Raw genomic sequence first — 25,073 nt, forward strand, 5'->3', positions numbered from 1 at the left:
TCGGAGCGTTTGATGAGTGGAAGACCCCGTGTGGCCCTGATCATGGCCGCCGTGGCGGCTTTCGCGGCCATGGCCGTCCCCTCCGCCTCCGCACGCGCGGTCCCGAAGGCCCCGGACACCGCCGTCCTCGACGGCACCCGGCTCCAGGAGGCCCGGACCCGTCTGGACCACGGCGACCCGCGGCTGCGCGCCGCGCTGGAGAAGCTGACCGCCCGCGCCGACGCCTGGCTCGGCCAGGGCCCCTGGACGGTGGTCGACAAACCCAGGCCCGCCCCCGGCGGCGACGTCCACGACTATCTGAGCCAGGCCCCCTACTGGTGGCCCACCCGCACTCCGACGGCCGACAACCCGTGGGGCTGCCCGTACGTCCAGCGCGACGGACAGCGCAACCCCGAGGTCGACAGCGGTACCGACCGCCAGGACGTCGAGAAGGTCTTCGACTCGACGTACGACCTCTCGCTCGCCTGGTACTACACGGGCAGGCAGGAGTACGCCGAGAAGGCCGGGCAGGTCCTGCGCACCTGGTTCCTCGACCCGGCGACGCGGATGAACCCCGACCTGAACCATGCGCAGTTCATCCCGTGCAAGTACGACGGCAGGGCCATCGGCATCATCGACTTCTCGCAGTCGTACACCGGCGTCGTCGACGCGCTCGCCGTACTCGCCACCGGCGCCCCCGGCTGGACGGCCGCCGACCGCACCGGCATGGCGCGATGGAACTCCGACTTCCTCGGCTGGCTGAAGAACAGCGACTTCGGCAGACAGGAGGACGCGGCCGGCAACAACCACGGCACCTTCTACGACATGCAGCTCGCCGCCCTCGCGTACGCGACCGGCGACAAGGCCCTCGCCCGGCGTACCGTGCTCGACGCTCGGGCCGGGCGGATCGATCCTCAGATCGCGGCCGACGGCAGCCAACCACAGGAGCTGGCGCGCACCAGGAGCTGGCACTACTCCACCTTCGACCTGGTCGCGTACACCCGGCTCGCGGCCATCGGGCGGCACGTGGGCGTGAACCTCTGGGCCTACCGGGGGCCGGACGGCCAGAGCCTGTTCAAGGCCCTGGACTATCTGCTGCCCGCCGCCACCGGGGTCACCGCCTGGCCGCACCCCGAGCTGGAGTTCCACCGGTACGCGGCGAGCGACGTCGTCCACGCGGCCGCCGACGCGGGCGACGCGGCGGCGAAGAAGGCGGTCCCGAAGCTGGAGACACCGCCCGGCGGTGACCTCTGGCCGCTGCGGCCCGCCGCCGAGCAGCTGGACTCGATAGCGGGCTGACCAGGGACCTTCCCGACCGGGACTCCTGAGCGCTCGCTTAGGATGGGGTGTCCTCACCGCCCCACCCGCATGCTCAGGAGTCCCTCCCGTGACCGCCGAAGCCCCGATCGCCCCGGCCCTGTCGTACGGCCGGCTGATACCCGTCACCGTCCACTTCGACGATCTCGACGCGCTCGGGCTGCTCCACAACGCCCGCTATCCGCTGATGGTCGAGCGCGCCTGGACCGAGCTGTGGAACGAGTACGGCATCCGCTTCGACGGCGACTGGGAGGCCGCCGGCGACGCCTGCAACGCGGTCAAGGAGCTGCGGATCGGCTACGAGGCACCGGTGACCAGGCCGGGCGGCTACGCCGTCCACCTGTGGCTGGAGCGGCTCGGCAACACCGGCCTGACCTACGGCTTCCGCTTCTGCTCGACCGACGGAGCGGTGATCTACGCCCACGGCACCCGGGTCCTGGTGCGGCTGGACGCGGCGACGCTGCGCCCGGCGCCGTGGAGCGAGGGCTTCAGGGCCGCGGGTCGGGAACTGCTGCGGCCCGTGGACTGACCTCGGTCCGGGCGCCGCGCTCACCGACCCGCAGCACACCCGCGAAGACCACGAGTCCGCAGGCCAGCGCGGTGACCAGCCCGAACGACACCACCAGGCTCGTCGCCTGCGCCACCCCACCGATCAGGCCGGGCGCGATCAGGCCCGAGGTGTAGGTGATGGTCGCCACGCCCGCGATGGCCTGACTGGGGTTCGGGCCGCTGTGTCCGGCCGCCGCGAAGCACAGCGGTACGACGACCGCGATCCCGAGGCCCAGCAGGGCGAACCCGGCCATCGCCACCGCGGGATGGCCCGCGACGACGATCAGCAGCCCGCCCAGGGCGGTGAGCACGCCTCCCGCACGGACGGTGCAGACCGCGCCGAAACGGTTCACCACCGTGTCCCCGGCGATCCGGGCCACCGCCATGGTCAGCATGAATCCGGTCGTCGCCACCGCCGCCAGGCCGGCCGAACTGTCCAGCCGGTCGCGCAGGAACACCGCCGACCAGTCCAGGCTGGCCCCCTCGGCGAACACCGCGCAGAAGCCGACCGCGCCGATCAGCAGCGCCGACCTGGGCGGCAGCGCGAACCTCGGCGGCGGCTCCTCGTCCTCGGCGGGCTGGAGGTCCAGGACCCGCCCCGCGGCCAGGATGCCGAGCGCCGTGAGCGTGGCCGCCGCGAGGGCGAAGTGCAGGCGCGCGTCGGAGCCCAGATGGGCGGCGAGGGTGCCGGCCGCGGAGCCGATCAGCGCGCCCGCGCTCCACATGCCGTGCAGCCCGGACATGATCGACCTGTCGAGCAGCCGCTCCACCTCGACGCCCAGCGCGTTCATGGCCACGTCGGCCATGCCCGCGCTCGCTCCGTAGAGGAACATCGCGAGGCACAGCGTGTACAGGTTCGGCGCCAGCGACGGAAGGACGAGGGCCAGCGTCCACAGGGCGATCAGCGCGCGCAGGGCCGTCCGGCTGCCGAAGCGGTGGCTGATCCGGCCCGCCAGCGGCATCGAGCACGAGGCGCCGAACGCCGTGAAGGCCAGCGCGAACCCGAGCTGTCCCGCCCCGAGCGAGGCATGGTCCTGGATCCACGGCACGCGGGTCGCGAACGAGCCGGTGACGGCGCCGTGCACGGCGAACACGGCCGCCACGGCGTACCGGGCGCGCCTCACCTCACGCTGGTCGAAGACCACGTCACTCATGTTGCAGCCCCTCCCCGGATGGGTGTCACCCCGCTGGTACCGCCGTAAACTATCAGGGTCCCTTCCTGATAGATAGGCGCTATGCGGCCGGGCGCGGAGCGCCGGTCTGGGAGGATTCCCGTCATGCCTGCATCACCGAGCACCGCCCGGGCCATCAACGACCGCCTCGCCCTGCGGCTGTTGCAGCAGGAAGGCCCGCTGACGGCAGGCCAGTTGAAGCAGCTGACCGGACTGTCCCGGCCGACGGTCGCCGACCTCGTCGAACGCCTCGCCGCGTCCGGTCTGATCACGGTGGTCGGGGAGGCGGGTGAGCAGCGCCGCGGCCCGAACGCCCGGCTGTACGGCATCGTCGCCGACCGGGCCCATCTGGCCGCGCTCGACGTCCGCACCGCGAGCGTCTCCGTGCTGGTGTCCGACCTGCTCGGCCGGGTGCTCGCCGAGGCCGCCGGGCCGATCGGCGGGGACACCGGGACCGGGCCCGCCCTGGAGCAGGCGACGGCACTGGTGGAGCGGGCGGTCAAGGAGGCCGGGGCCGAACCGTTGCACACCGTCGGGATCGGCGCGCCGGGGCTCATCGACCCCGCCACGGGCGAGCTCCGCGACTCGGCGGGCCTGCCCGCCTGGCACCGCCGCCTGGTCGCCGCGCTTCAGGAACGCTTCCCCGAGGCCCGGGTCAACGTCGAGAACGAGACCAACCTCGCCGCCCTGGCCGAGCAGGAGGAGGGCGTGGCCCGGGACCGGGACACCTTCGTCCTGCTCTGGCTGGGCCACAGCCCGGGCGCCGCCGTCGTCCTCGACGGCAGCCTCCGCCGCGGGGCCTCCGGCGGCACGGGCGAGATCGGCTTCCTGCCGGTCCCGGGCGCCCCCGCGCTCCCCTCCGCCACGGACTGCGAGGGCGGCTACCACTCACTGGTCGGATCCACGGCAATCGCCCAACTGGCGGCCGAGCACGGGCTGTGGGACACCACCGCGGACGTGTCCGAGCCGGGTGCGGTGGCGGGGCTGGTGCGGGAGGCGGCGGAGGCGGTGGGGGCGGTGGGGGAGGACGGGGCGCTGGACGATGCCTCCGGCAGCGGCTCCGGCGGTAGGGGCGCGAGTGGTGGTGCGGACCGCGCGACCTCCGGCCGCGGGGACGGGGGCACGGAGCGCTTGGTCTCCGCCCGCTCTGCGGGTGATGGCGCGGGCTGCGCAGACTCTGACCGCGGCACGGATCTCGGCTTCCCGGCCTGTGGCGAGGGTGGTGAGGCCGGTGGTGCGGGCCGCGTGGCCTCCGGCGCCGGGGGTGGGCACGGTGATGCGGACGGTGTGACCTCGGGCCGTGCATACGGCGGTGCGGGCCTCCTGGCGTCCGGCGTTGGTGACGGGGGCGGCGGAGCGGACCACACGGCCGTCGGTGATGGCGACGGCGGTGAGGTCGGCGACCGGGGCTTCGGTGTCCCCTCCGTGCGTGTGGACCGCGTGGCCGCCGGTCGCTTTCTCGATGTCCTCGCCGACCGGATTGCCCTCGGTGTGGCCTCCGTCGTCGCCATCCTGGACCCGGGGTGCGTGGTTCTCGGTGGGGAGGTCGGGAAGGCCGGGGCAGACGTGCTCGCCAGGCGGGTGGAGGAGCGGATCCGTCGTATGTCGCCGCTGGTCACCGAGGTGCGGGCGAGTGGGCTCGGCGGCTCGGCCGTACTGCGCGGTGCCCTGCTGACAGCGCGCGAGCGGGCTCAGGACGAGCTCTTCGCGCCGCCGGAGCGGTAGCCCCGAGCCCGCTCCTTCAGCTGCCGCCGCCGTCCCCGAACCGGCCCGCCAGGTACTCCTCGAACGTCCCCTTGCCCACCGCCCGCTCGGGCGTGAGGTGACCGCCGTTCCGGAAGGCCCGGGCCGTTCTGCCGGGCAGGGGGAGGGACACCACCGGCCGGCGTCGGCCGGTCGCCTTCAGATAGGCGCGTGCCAGGGAGTCGAGCGTCCGTACCTCCGGTCCGCCCATGTCCGCGACCCGGCCCGCGGGGGCCCCGGCCGCCAACTCGGCCAGCCGGTCCGCCACTTCGGACACCTCGATCGGCTGGTCCGAAATACCGGCCGGAAGCAGCATCACAGGCGGCTTGGCCAGTGTCCGGAACAGCTGCGCCGGCAGATCGTGGAACTGCGTCGCCCGCAGCACCGTCCAGCCGAGCCCCGACTCCTCGACCAGCTTCTCCACGGCGAGCTTGGACTTGTAGTAACCGAGCGGCACCCGGTCGATGCCGACGATCGAGATGTGGACGAGATGGCCGACACCCGCTTCGCGCGCCGCCGCGATCAGGTTCCGCGCCGCCCCCTCGTCGCCGCCCTTCGGCGAGCTCGCGCAGTGCACGACGGTGTCCACGCCCGCGAGGGCCGCGTCCAGATCCGCCCCGCCCTTGCGCAGGTCGACGGCGTAGGGCCGGGCGCTCCGGCTGAGCACCCGCACCTCGTGCCCGGCGGCGCGCAGCCGTTCGACGACGAGTCGGCCGAGGGTTCCGGTGCCGCCGGTCACCAGGATCGTGGTCATGCTGTTGAGCCTTTCGGACGCCGGGCGCCCCGGGGTGGAGCGCCCTTCGTCAGCTGAGACCGGGCAGCCCCCGCGAGATGTGACAGTCCCGCGGATCTTTCTCAGGAACGCGCGAGCTGACGTCGTACGAAGTCCAGCTTCTCCGGGTTCACCACGGCCCGCGCGTGGGCGATCAGCCCGTCCCGCAGCTCGAAGCAGACGACACCGACCAGCCTGTCGCCGTCCCACACGACCAACGCGCTCGCGCCGTTGACCTCGGCCGCCGTGTAGGAGAAGCCCGCCGTGAACCGCACGGACCCGCCCGCCAGGAAGCGCACGACCTTGTCGCGGCCCTCGATCGGCCGCCGGGCCGCCGAGACCTTGCCGCCGCCGTCGCTCCACCAGGTCACATCGGCCGCGAGCAGCTTCTCCAGGCCGGCCAGATCGCCGTCACGGGACGCCGTGATGAACGAGGCGACGAGCTTCTCCTGCTGCTCGGGAGCCGGATCGAAGCGCCCCTCGGATGCCGCCACCCGCTGCACCGCCCGCCGGTACAGCTGACGGCAGTTCGCCTCGCCCAGGCCCAGCAGGCCGGCGATCTCCCGGTGCCCGTGGCCGAACGCCTCCCGCAGCACGTACACCGCCCGCTCGGTCGGCGTCAGCCGCTCCAGCAGGACCAGCATCGCCATCGACACCGCGTCCCGCTGCTCCGCCGACTCCAGGGGCCCGAGGGTGCCGTCGGAGGTGACCACCGGCTCCGGCAGCCAGTCCCCGACGTACTGCTCGCGCCGGGCGCGGGCCGAGGTCAGCCGGCTGAGACAGAGGTTGGTGACCGTTCTGGCCAGCCAGGCCGACGGATGCTCGATGAGCGCGCGGTCCGCGCCGTCGAAGCGCAAAAACGCGTCCTGGACCATGTCCTCGGCCTCCTCGGCGGAGCCGAGCATCCGGTAGGCCAGGCCGAAAAGGCGCGGGCGATGGGTCTCGAATTCCTCTGCGATCGGCGTCGTCATGCGCTCACCCTGCCAGAACGGCCAGAACGGCCAGAACGGCCAGAACGGCCGGAACGGCCGGAACGCACGGCGACCCGGCGGCGGGCAAGGGCCGTCGTCACCGCCGCCGGGCCCGCCCGAACCCTAAAAGGACTAGACCATTCAGTCAATGGGTTGCGCACGGAGATCCGACGGATCGTCAGCGGACCGTGGAAGTCCAGCGATACGGTCTGTGAGCCAACCCACACGCCTCGTCTGTATGGATGACCATCGGGCGTGGCACACTGGCCCTGTACCAGAAGCAGCGCACTCCGGGGTCGGTGAAAGTCCGAACCGGCGGTTACAGTCCGCGACCCGGTCGCTTCCAGCGGCCGGTTGACCAGGTGAAATTCCTGGACCGACGGTTAAAGTCCGGATGGGAGGCAGTGCGCGGCGGGCGGGCATGCACCTATGCGCGCCGCCGTATCTGGGCTCGTCCGCAGCCGGACGGGTCCTTTTCGGCGTCGGCAGAGCTCACGGTGTTGCTCCCCGTAGATTCTGTCGTCATCGACAGGCCCCGGAGTCCGTGCCCCAATGAGGCAGGAGGACCCGGGAAGTGTTCACCGGAATCGTCGAAGAGCTGGGTGAAGTCACCGCCGTCGAGAACCTCGGCGACGCCTCCCGCTTCCGACTGCGTGGCCCCGTAGTGACCGAGGGCGCGCAGCACGGCGACTCCATCGCCGTGAACGGGGTCTGTCTCACCGTCGTGGAGCACGAGGGCGACGAGTTCACCGCCGACGTCATGGCCGAGACCCTGGACCGCTCCAGCCTGGGCGTCCTCACGGTCGGCTCCCGCGTCAACCTGGAGCGCCCCACCGCCGTCGGCGCGCGCCTCGGCGGGCACATCGTGCAGGGGCACGTGGACGGCACGGGCCGGGTGCTGGAGCGCAAGCCCTCCGAGAACTGGGAGATCGTGAAGGTCTCGCTGCCCGCGGACCTCGCCCGCTACGTGGTCGAGAAGGGCTCCATCACCGTCGACGGCATCAGCCTCACCGTCGTCGAGGCCGGCCCTGACTACTTCAGCGTCAGCCTCATCCCCACCACCCTCGCCCTGACCACGCTCGGCCTCAAGCAGCCCGGCGACCCGGTCAACCTCGAGGTCGACGTCATCGCCAAGTACGTGGAGCGGCTGCTCGCGGCCGGTCAGGGGGCCGGCCGGTGAACTGGCTGAACTCCGAGGCGTTCGTCCTGTTCGGCCAGCACATCATCTGGTCGGACATGGCCGGCAACATCCTCGGCCTCATCGCGCTCGCCCTCGGCTGGCGCCGCGCCCTGCTGACCTGGCCGGTGCAGTTCCTCTCCGGTCTCGTCCTCTTCGCGGCCTTCTACGGCCACCTCGCGGGCAGCGCCGGCAAACAGGTCGTCGTCATGGCCGTCGCGCTCTACGGCTGGTGGCAGTGGAACCGCCACAAGGGCCGGACCGAGGACGGCGGCGACGGCCACATCGCCCCGCGGTTCGCCACCTGGCGTGAGCGCGCCGCGATGGCCGCCGCCGCGGCAGTCGGCACCGTCGCGGTGGCCCTGCTCTTCAAGGCGTACCCGACCCTGTCCTGGGACCCTTGGCCGGACGCCTACATCTTCGTCGGCACCGTCGTCGCCATGTACGCGCAGGCCCGCGGCATGGTCGAGTTCTGGATCGCCTGGCTGCTCGTCGACCTGGTCGGCGTGCCTCTGAACTTCGCCAACGGCTACGCCTTCTCCGGCTTCGTCTACGTCATCTACGGCGCACTCGTCCTGTGGGGCATGCGCGACTGGTGGCTGCGCTCCCGCGGGGACGCGCGGCCCGTCCTGGAAGGAGCGCCGGCATGACCTCGGCACCGCTGCTCTACAGCACCGACCCCACCGGACACATCGAGGACTTCACGCTCGACTCCGTCGAACAGGCCATCGCCGACATCGCCGCCGGCCGCCCGATCGTGGTCGTGGACGACGAGGACCGGGAGAACGAGGGCGACCTCGTCATCGCCGCCGAGAAGGCGACCCCCGAGATCATCGCCTTCATGATGAGCGAGTGCCGCGGCCTGATCTGCGCGCCCATGGAGGGCGAGGAACTGGACCGGCTGCGGCTGCCGCAGATGGTCGAGGACAACACCGAGTCGATGAAGACCGCGTTCACCGTCTCCGTGGACGCCTCCGCCGCCCACGGTGTGAGCACCGGCATCTCGGCCTCGGACCGCGCGACCACGCTCCAGCTGCTCGCGAGCGGCACGGCGGAGCCCACCGACTTCGTCCGCCCCGGCCATGTCTTCCCACTGCGCGCCCGGCCCGGCGGGGTTCTGGTCCGCGACGGCCACACGGAGGCGGCCGTCGACCTCGCCCGCCTCGCGGGCCTGCGCCCGGCCGGCGCGATCGTCGAGATCGCCGGCGAGGACGGCCGCATGCTGCGCCTGCCCGAGCTGATCCCGTTCGCCCGCAAGCACGGCCTGACGATCATCTCCATCGAGGACCTGATCGCCTACCGCCGCGGCTCCGAGCCCACCGTGCGCCGTGAGGCCGAGGTCCACCTGCCCACCAAGCACGGCACGTTCACGGCCTACGGCTACCGTGCCACCGCCGACGGCGTCGAGCACGTCGCCCTCGTCCACGGTGAGATCGGCGACGGCGAGGACGTCCTCGTCCGCGTCCACTCCGAATGCCTCACCGGCGACGTCTTCGGCTCCGCGCGCTGCGACTGCGGCCCCCAGCTGGACGCCTCGCTGGAGCGCATCCAGGAGGAGGGCCGGGGCGTGGTGGTCTACCTGCGCGGGCACGAGGGCCGCGGTATCGGACTGCTGTCCAAGCTGCGCGCCTACGAGCTGCAGGAACAGGGCCACGACACCCTCGACGCCAACCTCGAACTCGGCCTGCCCGCCGACGCCCGCGACTACGGCGCCGGCGCGCAGATCCTGGCGGACCTCGGCGTCCGCAGCCTGCGGCTGATGACCAACAACCCCGACAAGACCGAAGCGCTGCTGCGCCACGGCCTCAAGGTCACCGGGCGCGAGCCGATGCCCGTGCAGGCGGGCGAGCACAACCTCCGCTACCTGCGCACCAAGCGGGACCGGATGGGTCACGACCTGCCCTGGCTGGACGCACCTTCCGTGGCAGCTTCTGTGGCCGCGTCGGTGGCCACCTGTGGCAACCAGTAAGAAACAGCACTGAGGAGAGACGTGAGCGGCAAGGGTGCACCGGAACTGTCCGTACGCAACGCGAGCGACCTGCGGGTCGCCGTCATCGCGGCGCAGTGGCACGAGAAGGTGATGGACGGTCTGGTGGACGGCGCCCTGCGCGCCCTGCGCGACCTGGGGATCGACGAGCCGACCCTGCTGCGGGTCCCCGGCAGCTGGGAGCTCCCGGTCGCCGCCAAGACCCTCGCGGGCCGCGGCTACGACGCGGTCGTCGCCCTCGGGGTGGTCATCCGCGGCGGCACCCCCCACTTCGACTACGTGTGCCAGGGCGTCACCCAGGGCCTGACCCAGGTCTCCGTCGAGACCGGCGTCCCCATCGGCTTCGGCGTGCTCACCTGTGACAACGAGGAGCAGGCCCTGGACCGGGCCGGCCTGGAGGGCTCCAACGAGGACAAGGGACACGAGGCGGTGACGGCGGCGGTGGCAACCGCGGCCACCCTCCGCTCAGTATCTGAACCCTGGCACTAGGGGCTCGCCCGAACCGCGTAGGGTGGGCCCATCATGTCCAAGAAGACGTTCGAGGAGCTCTTCACCGAGCTCCAGCAGAAGGCCGCCCACGGCGATCCCGCCACGTCCCGCACCGCTGAGCTGGTCGGCAAGGGCGTCCATGCCATCGGCAAGAAGGTCGTCGAAGAGGCTGCCGAGGTCTGGATGGCCGCCGAGTACGAGGGCAAGGAGGCGGCCGCCGAGGAGATCTCGCAGCTGCTGTACCACGTCCAGGTGATGATGGTCGCCCGCGGCATCTCCCTGGACGACGTCTACGCCCACCTCTGAGCCGTAAGCGCACTTCGCACACCGTACGCACGAACAGCATCCCGTACGCACGAACAAAGGAAGCCGACCTCATGCTGCGCATCGCCGTCCCCAACAAGGGTTCACTGTCCGGCCCTGCGGCGGAGATGCTGCATGAGGCCGGCTACCGGCAGCGCCGGGAGTCCAAGGAACTGCGGATCGTCGACCCGTCGAACGAGGTCGAGTTCTTCTACCTCCGCCCCCGCGACATCGCCATCTATGTGTCGTCCGGCCGGCTGGACATCGGCATCACCGGCCGTGACCTGCTCATCGACTCCGGCGCCAACGCCGAGGAGATCCTGCCGCTCGGCTTCGCCCGCTCCACCTTCCGCTACGCCACCAAGCCCGGCACCGCCAAGGGCGTGGCGGACCTCAACGGTCTGACGGTCGCCACTTCGTACGAGGGCATCGTCGCCAAGCACCTCGCCGACAACGGCATCGACGCCTCCGTCGTCCACCTCGACGGCGCCGTGGAGACCGCCATCGAGCTCGGGGTCGCCGAGATCATCGCGGACGTCGTCGAGACCGGCACCTCGCTGCGCAACGCGGGCCTGGAGGTCTTCGGTGAGCCGATCATGACGTCCGAGGCGGTGGTGATCCGCCGCGCCGGCGCCGACGCCGAGGAATCCAAGGTCCAGCAGTTCCTGCGCCGTCTCCAGGGCGTCCTGGTGGCCCGGACGTACGTGATGATGGACTACGACTGCCGCGTCGAGCAGCTGGAGAAGGCCGTCGCCCTCACCCCGGGCCTGGAGTCCCCCACCATCTCCCCCCTGCACAACGAGGGCTGGGTCGCCGTCCGCGCCATGGTCCCCGCCAAGGACGCGCAGCGGATCATGGACGACCTGTACGCCATCGGCGCCCGGGCCATCCTGACCACGGCCATCCACGCCTGCCGCCTCTGATCCCGCGAGGCCGCGCACCGATGTCCGAACAGATCCCGCTTCCCGCCCTCCCCGTCACGTTCCGGCCGGGCCGCACCCGTGCGATTCTGCTCACAGCCGGCGTCGCGATCTTCGTGGTCATATCGGGCGTCGCCATGCTGCTGGAGCAGCTCGGCCCGGGGGAGCGGCTCAGCTTCATCCTCACCGGCGGCCTCATCTTCTGGGTGCTGGCCCTGCTCGCCCGGGTGAAGGTCGTCGCCGACGAGTCCGGCGTCACTGTGGTGAACATCGCAAGCAAACGGCACCTGGAGTGGGCGGAAATCCTCCAGGTGAACCTCCGCCCGGGAGACCCCTGGGTGTTCCTGAACCTCAGCGACGGCACCAGCCTGCCCGCCCTCGGCATCCAGCCGGGCGTCGCCAAGCAGCGCGCCATCGCCGACGCGCGTACCCTGCGGGCGCTCGCCGAGGCCCGCGCCATACACGATCCCGGGCAAGATCGCGACTGACTCGGGGTCGTCCACCCTGCCGCATCGGCCCGTGTCTTGATTAATCTGGTGGCGGAGGCGTTTACGTTGCGCCTCCGCCCCTGTAGTGCCGACCGGCGCACAGGGGTTCCTGCTACCCGAGGAGTGACTCCCTCCAGCGATGGACGGATCGTCCTGTAGTACCTGCGCCGCCCCCTCCCCACATAGCGCGGAGGCGGCGGCATCATGACCATCCCCCTGCTGCTCCTCGGAGCGGCGTTCCTGCTGATCCTCGCCAATGGCTTCTTCGTGGCGGCCGAGTTCGGCCTGGTGACGGTCGAGCGGCCGGAGGCCGAGAAGGCAGCCGCCGAGGGCGACAAACGCGCCCGTACGGTCGTCGAGGCCCTCAAGGAGCTGTCCTTCCAGCTCTCCGGCACCCAGCTCGGCATCACCATCACCTCCCTCGTCGTGGGCATGCTCGCCGAACCGGCCCTCGCGCAGCTCCTGCGCGGCCCGTTCGCCGCGATCGGCGTCCCCGACGGCGCGGTGTCCGGCGTCGCCGTGGTCGTCGGCATGCTGCTCGCCTCGGCGATCCAGATGGTGATCGGCGAACTCGTACCCAAGAACTGGGCGGTGTCCAAGCCCCTGCAGGTCGCGCGGTTCGTCGCCGGCCCGCAGCACCGTTTCTCCCGGCTGTTCCGCCCGGTGATCTCCGTCCTGAACACGGTCGCCAACCGGCTTGTGCGCGCCCTGGGCGTGGAACCCACCGAGGAGCTGGCCTCCGCCCGCACCCCCGGCGAACTGGTCTCGCTGGCCCGGCACTCCGCCCGGGCCGGCGCCCTGGAGCAGGACACGGCCGACCTCTTCGTACGGACGCTGTCCCTCGGCGAGCTGACCGCGCAGCACGTGATGACCCCGCGGGTGAAGGTCAGCGCGCTCCAGGACTCGGCGACCGCCGAGGACGTGGTCAATCTGACCCGGGCCACCGGCCTGTCCCGCTTCCCCGTCTACCGGGAGAAGATCGACGAGATCGTCGGCATGGTCCACCTCAAGGACGCCCTGGCGATCGCGTCGCAGGACCGGCTGCGTACCCCGGTCGGCCGTATCGCGAGCAGGGCACTGCTGGTCCCCGAGACGCTCCCCGTGCAGCCGCTGCTCGCGCGCCTGCGCAGCGAGCAGCCCATCGCGGTCGTCGTCGACGAGTACGGCGGCACGGCGGGCGTGGTCACCCTGGAGGACATCGTCGAGGAACTCGTGGGCGAGGTCCGTGACGAGCACGACCGGCCGGACGCGCCCGAACTCGCCGCGGCCCCGGCGCAGGACGGCAGGCCCGCCTGGGACGTCGACGGCAGCGTCCGGGTCGACATCCTGCAGCGCATAGGCCTCGAAGTGCCGGAAGGCCCCTACGAGACCGTCGCCGGCCTGGTGGCCGACCTGCTCGGCCGTATCCCGGCGCCCGGCGACAAGGCGGAACTGCCCGGCTGGCGGCTGTCGGTGCGCCAGGTCCGGCACTACCGCGCGGAGCGGGTCCGGCTGGTCCGGACGGCCCCGATGGTGAACGTCATGGAGGCCGTGCGATGAGCGTGCTCCAACTGGTCTTCGCCATGCTGCTCGTGCTCGCCAACGGCTTCTTCGTCGGCGCCGAGTTCGCGCTCGTGTCCGTGCGCCGCAGCCAGATCGAACCGCTCGGCACCGCACGGGCCCGCCAGGTGCTGTACGGCCTGGAGCGGCTGCCGCAGATGATGGCTGCCGCCCAGTTCGGCATCACCGTCTGCTCGCTGACCCTGGGTGCGGTCGCCGAACCCACGGTGGCCCATCTGCTTGAACCTGTGTTCGAGGTGATTCATCTTCCCGACGGCATGATTCACCCGCTCGGGTATGTCATCGCCCTCGCCGCGGTGGTCTTCTTCCACCTGGTCATCGGCGAGATGGTGCCGAAGAACCTCGCGATGGCGGCCCCGGAGAAGGCCGCGCTGTGGCTCAGCCCGGGGCTGGTCGCCTTCGCCCGCGTCTGCCGGCCGATCACGGTGGCCCTCGGCGCCTGCGCCCGGGGCATCCTGCGGCTCTTCCGCGTCGAGCCGAAGGACGAGGTCGAGGCCGTCGTCACCAGCGAGCAGCTCAACCGGCTGCTGGAGGACTCCGGCCAGGCAGGCCTCCTCGCCCCCGAGGAGCAGGAGCGCCTGGAGGACGCGCTGGAACTGGGCTCGCGCCCGGTCACCGATGTGCTGCTCAAGCGGGAGTCACTGGTGACGGTGACGCCGTCGGTCACCCCGGGAGAGATCGTCCGGCTCACCGCCCGGACGGGCTACTCGCGCTTCCCGGTGGCCGCGGAGAAGGGCGCCTTCATGGGATACGTGCACGTGAAGGACGTACTGGACCTGGAGGACTCGGACCGGGCCGTACCGCAGCACGTCTGGCGGCCCATGACCACCCTCCGCTGCGAGCTGCCGCTCGACGACGCGCTCACGGTCATGCGCCGCGCCGCGACGCACCTGGCCCAGGTGGCCGACGCGTCCGGCAAGGTGCTCGGCCTGGTCGCGCTCGAGGACGTCCTGGAGCTACTGGTCGGCGAGGTCCGCGACCCGGCCCACCGCGAGACCCCGGAGCCAAAGGTGACGGAACCACGCGCGAGCGGCGAACCGGAGGAGGCCCTGGCGGGCTGAGCGCCGTCCGGCGGGCGTGACGGGCTCGGGGGTCTGGGCCTGCGGTTCCGCGGGGTTTCCGGGCGCGTGCCGGACCGGCCACGAAGACCCGTCTCGCCCGTGGTGGTGCCGCCGGTCGGCTCATCCGCGGCGGAGCGAGCGACGGTTCGTGCGCGGTGGGGTGGGCGCGGGGGAGCGGTCGTCACGTTGATCACGAGGGTGTGCGGGCGCGTGCCGTCCGGCGGGCGTGACGGGCTCGGGGGTCTGGGCCTGCGGTTCCGCGGGGTTTCCGGGCGCGTGCCGGACCGGCCACGAAGACCCGTCTCGCCCGTGGTGGTGCAGGCCGGCCGCCGGTCGGCCCATCCGCGGCGGAGCGAGCGACGGTTCGTGCGCGGTGGGGTGGGGGCGTGGGAGCGGTCGTCACGTTGATCACGGGGGTGTGCGGGCGCGTGCCGCCCGTAGGCCTGTGCGGTGTGCGGAGGCCGCTGGGCCGTGGGGACGCGGGTGCATGTGAGCCGTTGTGTCGGTGGACGCCTTTGGGCGCCCCGTCCGTGGATGCCGTGCGCCGCACGGCCCCGCGCCAACCACTTTGCGGACACGAACCAGGGCCCAGGCATCCGCGAACCGCACAGGGAAGCCGGAAAACCCAGGCTGGCCGACGGCACCTGGGACCGGCTGATGGGGCGCCTCCATCGGCACTCGGATGCCGTCGGAGACCCTCGTGGCTCCCCGTGGCCCGCTGAGCGGCAGGCCACGGGGCCACGTCACATGGCCGACGGGTCCTGTGGGCCACGGCCCGACAGGACCTCCCCGTAGGCCTGCATCAGGTCCGGGAGCCGCAGCGTCGCCAGGTCGTCCCGGGACAGCATGCCGGGGTAGGTCGACAGACGCAGGTCCCGGTAGGCGCAGCTCTTCTCGTAGAGGGTCCGCAGGAAGCGTCCGTTCCCCAGCTCGTCGATCCACCCCTGGTCGACGACGTGCCCGGCGATGGACCGCAGCTCGTCCAGGGCCTCCTCGTCCCACACGTCGCCGTTCTCCGCCGCGAGCACCTCACCGATCGAGGTGAGTTCGAGGGGCCGGTACGAGGGGAAGTCGACGCGGGACGTGAAGCGGGAGGACAGGCCCGGGTTGGCGGCCAGCAGACGGTCCATGCCCTCCGGGTAGCCGGCCAGGATCACCACCAGGTGGTCCCGGTTGTCCTCGGCCCGCTTGAGGAGGACCTGCAGGGCCTCGTCGCCGTACGCGTCGCCCTTGCCGTAGCCCGAGTTGGAGAGCGAGTACGCCTCGTCGACGAACAGCACACCGCCGATCGCGGAGTCGATCAGCTCGTTGGCCTTCACGGCGGTCTGGCCCAGATACTCGCCGACGAGGTCCGCCCGCTGGGCCTCCACCAGATGGTCGCCGCCGAGCAGGCCGAGGGCGTAGAAGACACGCCCCAGGATGCGGGCGACCGTGGTCTTGCCGGTGCCCGAGGGGCCGGAGAAGACGAAGTGGCGCTTCGGCGGCTGCACCGGCAGCCCCTGCCCGGCCCGCAGCCGCGCCATGTTCAACTGGGCGGAGAGCGCCTTGACCTGGCGTTTGACGGGCTCCAGCCCCACCATGCGCTCGAGCTCGGCGAGCGCCTCCTCGAGTAATGCGGGGTCGGTGGGCCCGGCGGGCAGCGGCGAAGGTACGACGGTCTTCTCCCGCACCGCCGGGTCGGTCACCGACGACAGCGGACCGGCGGGCGGCAGATCCGGCTCGGGGAACCGCAGGTCGCGGGCCTCGGTGCCGAAGAGAGGATCGAGCACATCGGGGCCGTCCACGCTGTCCTGCCCGGCGCCGGTGAGCGTGATCGCCGCGAGGTCGGCCGCGTCGTCGTACCCGTCGCCCTCGGCGATCGCGGCCAGCCGGGCCGAGGTGTCCATGAACGCGGGGTCGACCCGGTGCACGGCCCGGTACAGCGGCAGCGCCGCCGCGCTGCGCCCCGTGCCCTCGTGGGCCCGGGCCAGCCAGTACCGCAGTTCCTTGCGCTGGGGCTGCTCGCTGCGGCAGCGCATCAGGGCCGCCGACAGCAACGGCTCGGCCTGCCCGTACATCTCCAGCCGGACCCGTGCCATGCCGCCGAACAGACCCGCCTCGATGCCCAGCATGGCGTCGTCGAGCAGCGGGTCGGTGTGCCGGATCAGCTGGTCCCAGTCCTTGACCAGATAGGACCGGCAGGCGTGCAGAAAGCGGACCTGCGGGTCGGTGTCCACCGGCGGGAGCCCGGCGAGCGCCCGGTCCAGCTCAGGGACATGGCGGCCGTCCAGCCAGTGCGAGGCGTGCGCGAGCAGCAGGTCGCGCGGGCTCTCCAGCACCGGTTGCACCCACCAGCCCAGCCAGTACCAGGAGTTGAGCGTGCGGCGGTGCCGGGCGCGCTGCTCCCCGAAGCGGTCCCGGTGCCGGAACATCCTGAGCAGCGCGGTCGTCGTGTCGATGCGCAGCGCGTGCAGCCCGAGCCAGGCGTCGGCCATGCCGGGATCCATCCGCACCGCGGTGCGGAACTCCTCCTCCGCCTGCGGATAGGCGCCCATGGTGTAGGCGTCCACGCCTCGCAACCAGGCGAGGTCGGCCGGGGCCTCGGGGCCCTGCGTGCCGAAGTCCATCACGTCCCCCACAGACCGTGCCCCCATAGGTCGGGGGGTGTCAGGTGGACCAGGCCGGGCTCGCGGGGCCTGGCACGCGCATCTGCCGCGTTGTCGTCGGTCGCCGACTCCCCCAAGCTCTCGGCTTCGCTCGAGCAGGGGGGACCCCCATCGCGTCGACTCCCTCCTCCGCCTTGCAGCTGCACGCACCATGCCCCGCTCCCTGATCCGGCCTGATCCACCTGACACCCCCTCACCACCGGGCAGTCGCCCGACGGCCGTCGTGGTCGAACCGCTGTGCCGCGGACCGGAGTTGAAGGTGCGCGAAGCAGCCGTCCGAAGGTCGCACCGAGGGCATCGTACCTGCGGGCCGGGTGCCCGCCGAAGGGTGCCGCACGGGCCGTTTGACGAGGTGGGAGCAGACGGGGCGCACAGGGCTCGGTGACCGAGGGTGAGCGAATCGGTGCGCGTGGCTTCCGGAAAACGGGCTCCGGGCAGAACGAAGCCCCCGATCACGGGGGAACAACCGGGGGCTTCGCGTCTATGGGGCGGCTTCCATGACCGCTTATTGAGAACGTAAGTCCTGTACGGCCCCCGGGTCAAGCCGAGTTGAAGCAGTCGAACAAGTTCCCAGAAAGCGCCTTCACAAGTTCAGCACACAGCGGACGGTCCGTCACGGTGGGTGACTTCCTGGTCCGGTCCATTGGTCTCGCCAGGGCCCGGCAGCACCTCGTACCCCTTCTGTGACTGCAGTACCAGAAGGTCGGCGTAGGGCCTCGAGGGGTCCTCGGCGAAGTGCCGGTGTTCCGCCCGGACCCACCCGGCCCAGAATTCCCGCTGTTCGGTTCCGTCCCGCAGCCGGCCGCGCGTCCAGGACTCCTCGTGGGGCAGTTCCATCCACAGCAGTCGCGCCAGATGCGGGCGCAGCGCTCGGCGGCCTGCTCCGACGCCCTCGATCAGGATCACGGGCGCGGGCGGCAGCGCACGGGCCGGGCCGAAGCTGCGGGCGCGCCAGTCGTAGGGTGCGTACGACGCGGTCTCGCCGCGGCCGAGCGGTTCGATCACCTGCGCCAGCAGGCGCCCGGTCCACTCGAAGAGCTCGTCGTGGCTGGCGATGTCGTCGAGATGCAGCACCGGCGCCCCGCCCAGCGCGGCGGCCAGGCGGCCGGTGAACGTGGACTTCCCGGAGCCGGCGTGCCCGTCGACGGCGATCAGGCGGACCGGTCCGCAGGACGGGGGGAGTTCGCTCAGGCGGGCGGCGAGGTCGTGAATGGCGATTCCCGAGGTGTGATGCGGTGTGGGGCGTTTTCCGGAAACATTCTAGTAGCGGCGCATAGCGGCCGAGGGTGCTGGGCAGAAAAATGTATCACCTTGAACTACTCGCGAGTCGGCCGCCAATCGTTTCATCAATATTCTGAATCGGCTGACCGATATGTCGAATTCGCCGTATCCGGTGTGCCCGGTGCTGAGTAAGGTGCCTGGTGCGCAACTGTGATGCGTCGTAACGGGGACGGACAGGGGAAGATGGCCGCGGAGTTATTCGAGGGGCAGTATGTGTGGCATCCGGCGGCCGACGACCGTGCCCTCGCGGCCGTATGCGTCGACGTGCGTGCCGGAAGATATCGCAGCGCCCACGAAGTCCTGACCGAGACCCGCACCGACTTCGGTCTGCGCGCCCACCGCTCCCTCGTCGTGGCCTCCGAGGCCGCCGGCACCGACCTCGTCGAGCGCTGGCTCGCCGAGGAGCCGACCCCCGAGGCGGCCCTGATGTGGGCCCGGGTGGCCGTACTGCGCGCGGTCCGCGCCGGCGACGCCCGTGACGAGCGGGCCGAGGCCCTGGAACGGATCGCGCTGGCCGCCTGCGACCGGGCGGCCGGCATGGCCCCCGCCGACCCCACGCCCTGGGTCGCCAAGCTGGCCATGGCCCGGCTGCACCGGCTGCGCGACCCCGCCCCCAACGGCCTGCTCACCGCCCCACCCGGCCCATGGCGGCTGTTCGCGCACGTTCTGACGCTCGACCCGTTCAACCGCGAGGCCCACCACCGCTTCCTCTCCTTCTTCTTCACCCGCCACGGCGGCTCGGTGAACGCGGCCTGGGACGTGGCCGCCTTCCTCAGCCAGCGGGCGCCCGCCCACTCCCCGCTGCGGCTGCTTCCCCTGGTCGCCCTGGTGGAGAGCTACAACCCCACCCAGCTGCTCGCCGACCGCGTCTGGGAGCAGCCCCAGTGGCGCTCCACCGCCCTCGCGATCTACCACAACTGGCTGCCCGCGGTGGCCGGTTATCGCTTCACCCCGGTGCTCGACCTGGCTTACCTCGCACACGCGCTGGTCATGGCCCAGTGCGAGTTCGAGGCCCGGGCGGTCTTCACGGCGATGGGGCCGTACGCCTCGCGCATGCCCTGGAGCGTCTTCGGCGAACCCGAGGAGCAGCTCTCCAGGGCCAGGCGGGCATGCGGCCTGCCTGTGCCGGGTGCCGCCTGACGTCCTGCTCGTCCCCCAATGAGAGAAAGGTCGATCAGTGTCAGAACGGATATCGACTCCACGGGCCAGAGTTCGTGGGGGAGAAGACCCGGTCGTGCTCGACGACGATGCCACCCTGCATGCGATGGGTTATCCGCGGAAACTAACCCGCCGATTCCAGGCGTTCGACAATTTCGCGATCTCCTTCACCATCATCAATATCCTCTCGGGTATTTTCTCGTCATTCGGCTTCGGTATGAACGCGGGTGGCCCCCGTGTTCTCGTCTTCGGCTGGATCGGTGTTTCCGTCATGGTGCTGTTCATCGGTGCCGCCATGGCGGAGGTCGCGTCGGCCTATCCGACGAGCGGGGCGCTGTATTTCTCCGCCGGCAAACTCGCCAAGCGGCACAAGGGTGCCTGGTCCTGGTACACGGGCTGGCTGAACTTCGTGGGCCAGATCGGCGGCACCGCCGCCACCGGATATGCGGCCGCCACGTTCATCCAGGCCTTCATCGCGCTGCAGTGGTCGTCGTACGTGCCGACCGCGCATCAGACGGTCCTGATCACGGCCCTGATCATCGTGCTGCAGGGGCTCGCCAACACCTACACGGTCCAGTTGGTCGCCGTCCTGAACCGGATTTCCGTGTGGTGGCTGCTGATCGGACTCGTGGTGATCGTGAGCACACTGATCGTGATGCCGGACCACCACCAGTCGGCGTCCTTCGTGACGCATTTCGTGAACAACACCGGTTTCACCAACGGGCTTTACGGCGGCATGCTCGGCCTGCTGGTCACCAGCTGGACGTTCACCGGCTTCGACGGCAGCTTCCACATGTCCGAGGAAACGGTGCGCGCGACGGTCAACGCGCCGAGGGGGATCACTCGTTCGATAGGCTATTCGGCGATCACTGGCCTGATCCTGATGCTGGCACTGGTCTACAGCATTGGCGACTACGACAAGGTCGCGGGCTCGTCCGCGCCGCCCGTACAGATTCTCATCGACGGGCTCGGTATGGGCTGGGCCAAGGCGCTGCTGCTGGTCGTGATCGGCGCGATGCTCTTCTGCGGCCTGGCCAACCTCACCAGCAACACCCGCCAGATCTTCGCCTTCTCCCGGGACGGCGCCATGCCCGGCTCGCGCCTGTGGCACTCGGTCTCGCCCCGCACCCGTACCCCCGTGAAGGCCGTGTGGCTCGCGGTGGCCTGCTCCCTCGCCCTGGTGCTGCCGGGCTGGTGGTCGCACACCGCGTTCACGGCCATCGTCAGCGTCAACGTTGTCGGGCTCTTCCTCGCCTACGCCGTGCCGATCTTCCTGCGGCTGCGGCTCGGCGACGAGTTCCAGCCGGGGCCCTGGCACCTGGGCCGCTGGGGTCGGCCGATCGGCTGGCTGGCGGTGACCTGGATCGTGCTCAGCAGCGTGCTCTTCATGCTGCCGCAGGCCTCGCCGATCACCGTCGACTCCTTCAACTACGCGCCGATCGCGCTGGCCGTCGTCCTGATCGTGGCCACGGTGTGGTGGTTCGCCACCGCCCGCCGCCGCTTCCAGGGGCCGGTCAGCTACGGGCGTCCGGACGAGGTCGCCGCGATGGACCTCATCTGACCCACGTGCCACGGATTCCGGCGCACGTCACCAGCGTGCGCCGGGACCGTGTGGCCCTCCCGGGCGCCGCCAGTGGGTGAGACCAATATTCATGGGCGTGGCATGGGCCGAAGTGCTGGCAGGGGCATGGCGTCTCGGCCATAGTTGGCGCACAGCTGCCACTCGGACACCGGGGGTCTTCCGACCATGAGCAGAGCCGAACAGCCGTCCCGCAGAACCGTTCTGGCCGCAGCGGTCGCCGCCGCAGTGGCCGGTGGCACGGGCCCTGCGGCCGCCGTGACCGCCTCCGCGCACGACGCCGACGACGCAGGCCCCACCCGGCCCGTCGACAACCGGGCCTGGATCACCTACACCGACTGGCGCTCCGGCAGTTGCAAGGGTGTCCGACCCGTCGCGGGCAGCCGCCCGGGCGTGATGATCGCCGCCCCGGCAGGCACCGTGGACTACCCGGACCCGCACACCGGCACCACGGCCGCCTGGGAGTACGCCACCTGGACCTCGCCGGTCCACCGGCTGAGCGTTCCCGCCACCGAGGCGATCGCCTCCTGGAACGCGCACACCCCGGCCGGCACCTGGCTCCAGGTCGAGCTGACGGGCACATACTCCGACGGCACGGCGACGCCCTGGTACGTGATGGGCCGCTGGGCGGCCGGCGACCAGGACATCAAGCGGACCTCGGTGGACGACCAGACCGACGGCAAGAGCACCGTCTGGACGGACACCTTCGCCATCGACGACGCCGGCACCGGCCTGCGCCTGATGTCGTACCGGCTGCGGCTGACCCTGTACCGAAAGCCGGGCACCCGGCTCACCCCCACCGTCTGGCGGCTCGGCGCCATGGGCTCCGACATCCCCGACCGCTTCACCGTCCCGGCCTCCGCGCCCGGGCTGGCCCAGGAGCTGAGCGTCCCGCGCTACTCCCAGGAGATCCACAGGGGGCAGTACCCCGAGTACGACAACGGCGGCGAGGCCTGGTGCAGCCCCACCTCCTCGCAGATGATCATCGAGTACTGGGGCGGCCGGCTCACCCCCGAACAGCTGGCCTGGGTCGATCCGTCGTACGCCGACCCGCAGGTGTGCCACGCGGCCCGGTACACCTACGACTACCAGTACACGGGCTGCGGGAACTGGCCGTTCAACGCCGCCTACGCGGCCACCTTCGACGGACTCCAGGGCGTGATCACCCGGCTCGGCTCGCTCGCCGACCTGGAGACGCTGATCGCGGCCGGCATCCCGGTCATAACGTCCCAGTCCTTCCTCAAGACCGAGCTGACGGGCGCCGGTTACGGCACCTCCGGCCATCTGATGACGGTGATCGGCTTCACCGCCGAGGGCGATGTGATCGCCAACGACCCGGCCTCGCCGAGCGACGAGGCGGTGCGGCGGGTGTACCTGAGGAGGGAGTTCGAGAACATCTGGCTGCGGACCAAGCGGTACAACGCCACCGGCAAGGTCGTCTCCGGCACGGGTGGCGTCTGCTACCTGTACTTCCCGGCCCATCCGGGCCCGCGCCGGCGCAAGGCGCTCGCGGCGGTGGGGGTGCGCTGACCGTGTGACCAACGTCTCCGCCGCAAAAGCCGTCGAGGGTGGCAAGGTGGACAGATCGGTGGGGGGAATCCACCTGTACGTCCGACCTCAGCGAGACGCCATGACCGCACACTCAGCCACCGCCACCCGCGTCCGCACCGGCGGGCCCAAGGACGACGGCCCGAAGATCGTCGAGCACATCCTGGGATGGGTCCTGGTCGCGGTCGTCGCCATGCTCGTCAGCCGGCTCGGGCTGCTGTGAGCTGACGCAATGCCGACCTGACATACTGCGGGTGTCCCGCCGCCCGTTGAGACCAGGGTCGAAATTGAATATTAGTCAACAGCCTGCCGTCGTCCGCCCCCGGGCGCGCGGAACCGAGCGCTCCGTGGCGCGCCGGGCGGAACTCATCGCCATCGGGCGGAAGTTGTTCGCCGACACGTCCTACGACGCGCTCTCCATGGACGACATCGCCCGGCAGGCTCATGTCGCCAAAGGGCTGATCTACTACTACTTCCAGTCCAAGCGCGGCTACTACCTGGCGATCATCCACGAGTCCGTCGCCGACCTGGTCACCTTTGCCGCGAGCGGTCTCGAACTGGCGGCCGTGGACCGCGTCCACCGCACCATCGACAGCTATCTGTGCTACGCCGAGCACAACCAGGCCGCCTTCCGCACCATCGTCAGCGGCGGCGTCGGTTTCGACGCCGAGGTGCACGCCATCCGCGACGGTGTGCGCGAGGCGATCGTCGGCACCATAGCCGAGGGTGCCTACGGCCGCAGTGACGTCGCGCCGCTGGCCCGGATGGGGCTGCTCGCCTGGGTGTGCAGCGTCGAGGGCGCCACCCTCGACTGGATGGACCACTGCGAACTCTCCCGCGACACCATGCGCGAACTGCTGGTGAAGACGCTGGGGGGAGCCCTGCGCGCCATCGAGGAGCTGGACCCGTCCTACCCGGCTCCGCAGCCCGCCCGCCGGGAGGACTGACACCAACGGGGCGGAGGCCGCCGCCTCCGCCCCGAGCCGATGGGTGCGCCAATGCCTAGCCGATCGCCTTGATCAGCTCACCGTTCGCGGTGTCCCCGCTCAGCTCCCAGAAGAAGGTGCCGCCCAAGCCCTGCTGGTTCTTGTACGACATCTTCGTCGCGATGGTCGACGGGGTGTCGTAACTCCACCAGTTGTTGCCGCACTTGGCGTATGCGGTGCCGCCCGCGGTGCCGGTCGCCGGGCACTTGGTCCTGAGCACCTTGTAGTCGTCGATGCCCTGCTCGTACGTCCCGGCCGCCGGCCCGGTCGCGGAGCCGCCCGGTGCCGCCTGGGTGACGCCGGTCCAGCCGCGCCCGTAGAAGCCGATGCCGAGCAGCAGTTTCGAAGCCGGGATGCCCAGGCCCTTCAGCTTCGCGATGGTCGCCGAGGTGTAGTAGCTCGCCTTCGGGATGCCGGAGTAGGAGTTCAGGGGCGAGTGCGGGGCCGTGGGGCCCGTCGGGTCCCAGGCGCCGAAGTAGTCGTACGTCATCGGGTTGTACCAGTTGACGTACTGCGCAGCCCCCGCGTAGTCCGCCGCGTCGATCTTGCCACCGCTGGTGGCGTCGGCGGTGATTGCCGCGGTGACCAGCGCGCCGCTGCCGAACTTGGCGCGCAGTGCCGCCATCACGTTCCTGAAGGCGGCCCGGCCGCTGGTGTCACAGGTGTTGCCGCAGGCGTTCGGGTACTCCCAGTCGATGTCGATGCCGTCGAAGACGCCCGCCCATTTGGAGTTCTTCACCAGGTCGTAGCAGGACTGGGCGAACGCGGCGGGGTTCCGCGCGGCCTCGCCGAAACCGCTGGACCAGGTCCAGCCGCCGAAGGACCAGAGGATCTTGAGTCCGGGGTGCTTCTTCTTCAGCTTGCGGAGCTGGTTGAAGTTGCCGCGCAGCGGCTGGTCCCAGGTGTCGGCGACACCGTCCACCGACTCGGCCGCGGTGTAGGCGCGGTCGGTCGCCGCGTAGGAGTCGCCCATCACGCACTTGCCGCCAGTGACATTGCCGAAGGCGTAGTTGACGTGGGTCAGCCGGGTGGCCGAACCGGACGTCTCGATGTTCTTGACGTAGTACTTGCGGTCGTAGGTGCCCCATTCGGTGAAGTAGCCGACGACTTTCGAGCCTGCGGCCTTCGGGGCTGCGGGGGCCGCGGCGGTGGCGGTGCCCGCGCCGGCCAGCAGTCCGGCGCCGAGGACGGCACAGCACACGGCGGACACGAGCGCCCGGAATCGGGTGCGGGGAGGGTGCATCGGGTGTCTCCTCGTGGGGGGGAGGGGAACGCGCGCCGATTGGCATGAACGCGGTAAAGCGTTGGTTCGAGAGAGTAGGAGGACTAGACCACTTGGTCAATGGTTCGGACCAATTTCGGGCCCACGGAAGTCTGGGGTGGACTTC

Annotated in this window: 23 protein-coding genes and 1 riboswitch; of the genes, 17 read left to right on the forward strand and 6 right to left on the reverse strand. The window is 70.9% G+C overall.

Annotated elements, in window-relative coordinates:
- Positions 1-12 precede the first annotated feature (12 nt).
- A complete protein-coding gene (locus tag Q8A52_RS39705; protein ID WP_316761083.1) occupies positions 13-1,278 on the forward strand; it encodes an alginate lyase family protein in 1,266 nt (421 codons plus the stop codon).
- 88 nt (positions 1,279-1,366) lie between these two features.
- Entirely contained in the window at positions 1,367-1,825 is a 459-nt protein-coding gene (locus Q8A52_RS39710; RefSeq protein WP_316761085.1) for an acyl-CoA thioesterase, read from the forward strand.
- Here Q8A52_RS39710 and Q8A52_RS39715 read toward each other — a convergent pair.
- Positions 1,785-2,999 carry an MFS transporter gene (locus Q8A52_RS39715; RefSeq protein WP_316761087.1) on the reverse strand — a complete coding sequence of 405 codons (1,215 nt, stop codon included), beginning with the start codon at positions 2,997-2,999 and terminating at the stop codon, positions 1,785-1,787. The two genes, Q8A52_RS39710 and Q8A52_RS39715, sit on opposite strands and share 41 nt — an antisense overlap.
- A gap of 123 nt (positions 3,000-3,122) precedes the next feature.
- On the opposite strand from Q8A52_RS39715, the gene Q8A52_RS39720 reads away from it, so the two are divergent.
- On the forward strand, positions 3,123-4,742 hold the full coding sequence (locus tag Q8A52_RS39720) for an ROK family transcriptional regulator (protein WP_316761088.1): 1,620 nt from the start codon (positions 3,123-3,125) through the stop codon (positions 4,740-4,742).
- 16 nt (positions 4,743-4,758) lie between these two features.
- Here the strand turns inward: Q8A52_RS39720 and Q8A52_RS39725 are convergent, their stop codons facing one another.
- Entirely contained in the window at positions 4,759-5,514 is a 756-nt protein-coding gene (locus Q8A52_RS39725) for an SDR family oxidoreductase (protein WP_316761091.1), read from the reverse strand.
- 101 nt (positions 5,515-5,615) lie between these two features.
- Positions 5,616-6,503, reverse strand: a complete 888-nt coding sequence (locus tag Q8A52_RS39730; RefSeq protein WP_316761095.1) for an RNA polymerase sigma-70 factor — start codon at positions 6,501-6,503, stop codon at positions 5,616-5,618.
- Between the two features lie 281 nt (positions 6,504-6,784).
- Positions 6,785-6,915, forward strand: a riboswitch (FMN riboswitch).
- A 162-nt stretch (positions 6,916-7,077) separates the two neighbouring features.
- On the opposite strand from Q8A52_RS39730, the gene Q8A52_RS39735 reads away from it, so the two are divergent.
- From Q8A52_RS39735 to Q8A52_RS39775, 9 genes are all read left to right on the forward strand, one after another.
- A complete protein-coding gene (locus Q8A52_RS39735; RefSeq protein WP_316761098.1) occupies positions 7,078-7,683 on the forward strand; it encodes a riboflavin synthase in 606 nt (201 codons plus the stop codon).
- Positions 7,680-8,330, forward strand: a complete 651-nt coding sequence (gene pnuC / locus Q8A52_RS39740) for a nicotinamide riboside transporter PnuC (protein ID WP_316761101.1) — start codon at positions 7,680-7,682, stop codon at positions 8,328-8,330. The genes Q8A52_RS39735 and pnuC overlap by 4 nt, the downstream gene beginning before the upstream one ends.
- A complete protein-coding gene (locus Q8A52_RS39745) occupies positions 8,327-9,649 on the forward strand; it encodes a bifunctional 3,4-dihydroxy-2-butanone-4-phosphate synthase/GTP cyclohydrolase II (RefSeq protein WP_316761103.1) in 1,323 nt (440 codons plus the stop codon). The genes pnuC and Q8A52_RS39745 overlap by 4 nt, the downstream gene beginning before the upstream one ends.
- Before the next feature lie 21 nt (positions 9,650-9,670).
- A complete protein-coding gene (gene ribH, locus Q8A52_RS39750) occupies positions 9,671-10,156 on the forward strand; it encodes a 6,7-dimethyl-8-ribityllumazine synthase (RefSeq protein WP_316761106.1) in 486 nt (161 codons plus the stop codon).
- 33 nt (positions 10,157-10,189) lie between these two features.
- Complete coding sequence (locus tag Q8A52_RS39755) at positions 10,190-10,462, forward strand: phosphoribosyl-ATP diphosphatase (protein ID WP_023552153.1); 273 nt, start codon at positions 10,190-10,192, stop codon at positions 10,460-10,462.
- Between the two features lie 71 nt (positions 10,463-10,533).
- A complete protein-coding gene (gene hisG, locus Q8A52_RS39760) occupies positions 10,534-11,382 on the forward strand; it encodes an ATP phosphoribosyltransferase (protein ID WP_316761110.1) in 849 nt (282 codons plus the stop codon).
- A 20-nt stretch (positions 11,383-11,402) separates the two neighbouring features.
- Positions 11,403-11,867, forward strand: coding sequence for a PH domain-containing protein (locus Q8A52_RS39765; protein WP_316761112.1), 465 nt, complete (start codon positions 11,403-11,405; stop codon positions 11,865-11,867).
- Between the two features lie 204 nt (positions 11,868-12,071).
- The gene (locus tag Q8A52_RS39770; protein WP_316761113.1) at positions 12,072-13,406 is read left to right on the forward strand and encodes a hemolysin family protein; all 1,335 of its coding nucleotides are present in this window, start codon (positions 12,072-12,074) and stop codon (positions 13,404-13,406) included.
- Positions 13,403-14,488: a hemolysin family protein gene (locus Q8A52_RS39775; protein WP_316761114.1), complete on the forward strand. Its 1,086-nt coding sequence runs from the start codon at positions 13,403-13,405 to the stop codon at positions 14,486-14,488. Before Q8A52_RS39770 ends, Q8A52_RS39775 begins: the two co-directional genes overlap by 4 nt.
- 743 nt (positions 14,489-15,231) lie before the next feature.
- Here Q8A52_RS39775 and Q8A52_RS39780 read toward each other — a convergent pair.
- Both Q8A52_RS39780 and Q8A52_RS39785 read right to left on the reverse strand, forming a co-directional pair.
- Positions 15,232-17,094 (reverse strand): AAA family ATPase, encoded by a 1,863-nt coding sequence (locus Q8A52_RS39780; protein ID WP_316761251.1) that lies wholly within the window; start codon positions 17,092-17,094, stop codon positions 15,232-15,234.
- Between the two features lie 630 nt (positions 17,095-17,724).
- Entirely contained in the window at positions 17,725-18,345 is a 621-nt protein-coding gene (locus tag Q8A52_RS39785; protein WP_316761254.1) for a uridine kinase family protein, read from the reverse strand.
- A gap of 252 nt (positions 18,346-18,597) precedes the next feature.
- Between Q8A52_RS39785 and Q8A52_RS39790 the strand changes: the two genes are divergently transcribed.
- The 5 genes from Q8A52_RS39790 (at position 18,598) to Q8A52_RS39810 (ending at position 23,646) form a co-directional block, all read left to right on the forward strand.
- Positions 18,598-19,554 (forward strand): hypothetical protein, encoded by a 957-nt coding sequence (locus Q8A52_RS39790; protein ID WP_316761116.1) that lies wholly within the window; start codon positions 18,598-18,600, stop codon positions 19,552-19,554.
- 37 nt (positions 19,555-19,591) lie between these two features.
- A complete protein-coding gene (locus tag Q8A52_RS39795) occupies positions 19,592-21,133 on the forward strand; it encodes an amino acid permease (protein WP_316761118.1) in 1,542 nt (513 codons plus the stop codon).
- 186 nt (positions 21,134-21,319) lie between these two features.
- Positions 21,320-22,681, forward strand: a complete 1,362-nt coding sequence (locus tag Q8A52_RS39800) for a peptidase C39 family protein (protein WP_316761121.1) — start codon at positions 21,320-21,322, stop codon at positions 22,679-22,681.
- Positions 22,682-22,781: 100 nt separating this feature from the next.
- Positions 22,782-22,922, forward strand: coding sequence for an SCO1431 family membrane protein (locus Q8A52_RS39805; RefSeq protein ID WP_316761124.1), 141 nt, complete (start codon positions 22,782-22,784; stop codon positions 22,920-22,922).
- Positions 22,923-22,986: 64 nt separating this feature from the next.
- Positions 22,987-23,646, forward strand: coding sequence for a TetR/AcrR family transcriptional regulator (locus Q8A52_RS39810; protein WP_316761126.1), 660 nt, complete (start codon positions 22,987-22,989; stop codon positions 23,644-23,646).
- 55 nt (positions 23,647-23,701) lie between these two features.
- On the opposite strand, the gene Q8A52_RS39815 is transcribed toward Q8A52_RS39810, so the two are convergent.
- On the reverse strand, positions 23,702-24,928 hold the full coding sequence (locus tag Q8A52_RS39815) for a glycoside hydrolase family 18 protein (protein ID WP_316761128.1): 1,227 nt from the start codon (positions 24,926-24,928) through the stop codon (positions 23,702-23,704).
- Positions 24,929-25,073: the final 145 nt, after the last annotated feature.

The organism is Streptomyces herbicida, assembly GCF_032656585.1.
GTDB classification, from domain to species: Bacteria; Actinomycetota; Actinomycetes; order Streptomycetales; family Streptomycetaceae; genus Streptomyces; species Streptomyces herbicida.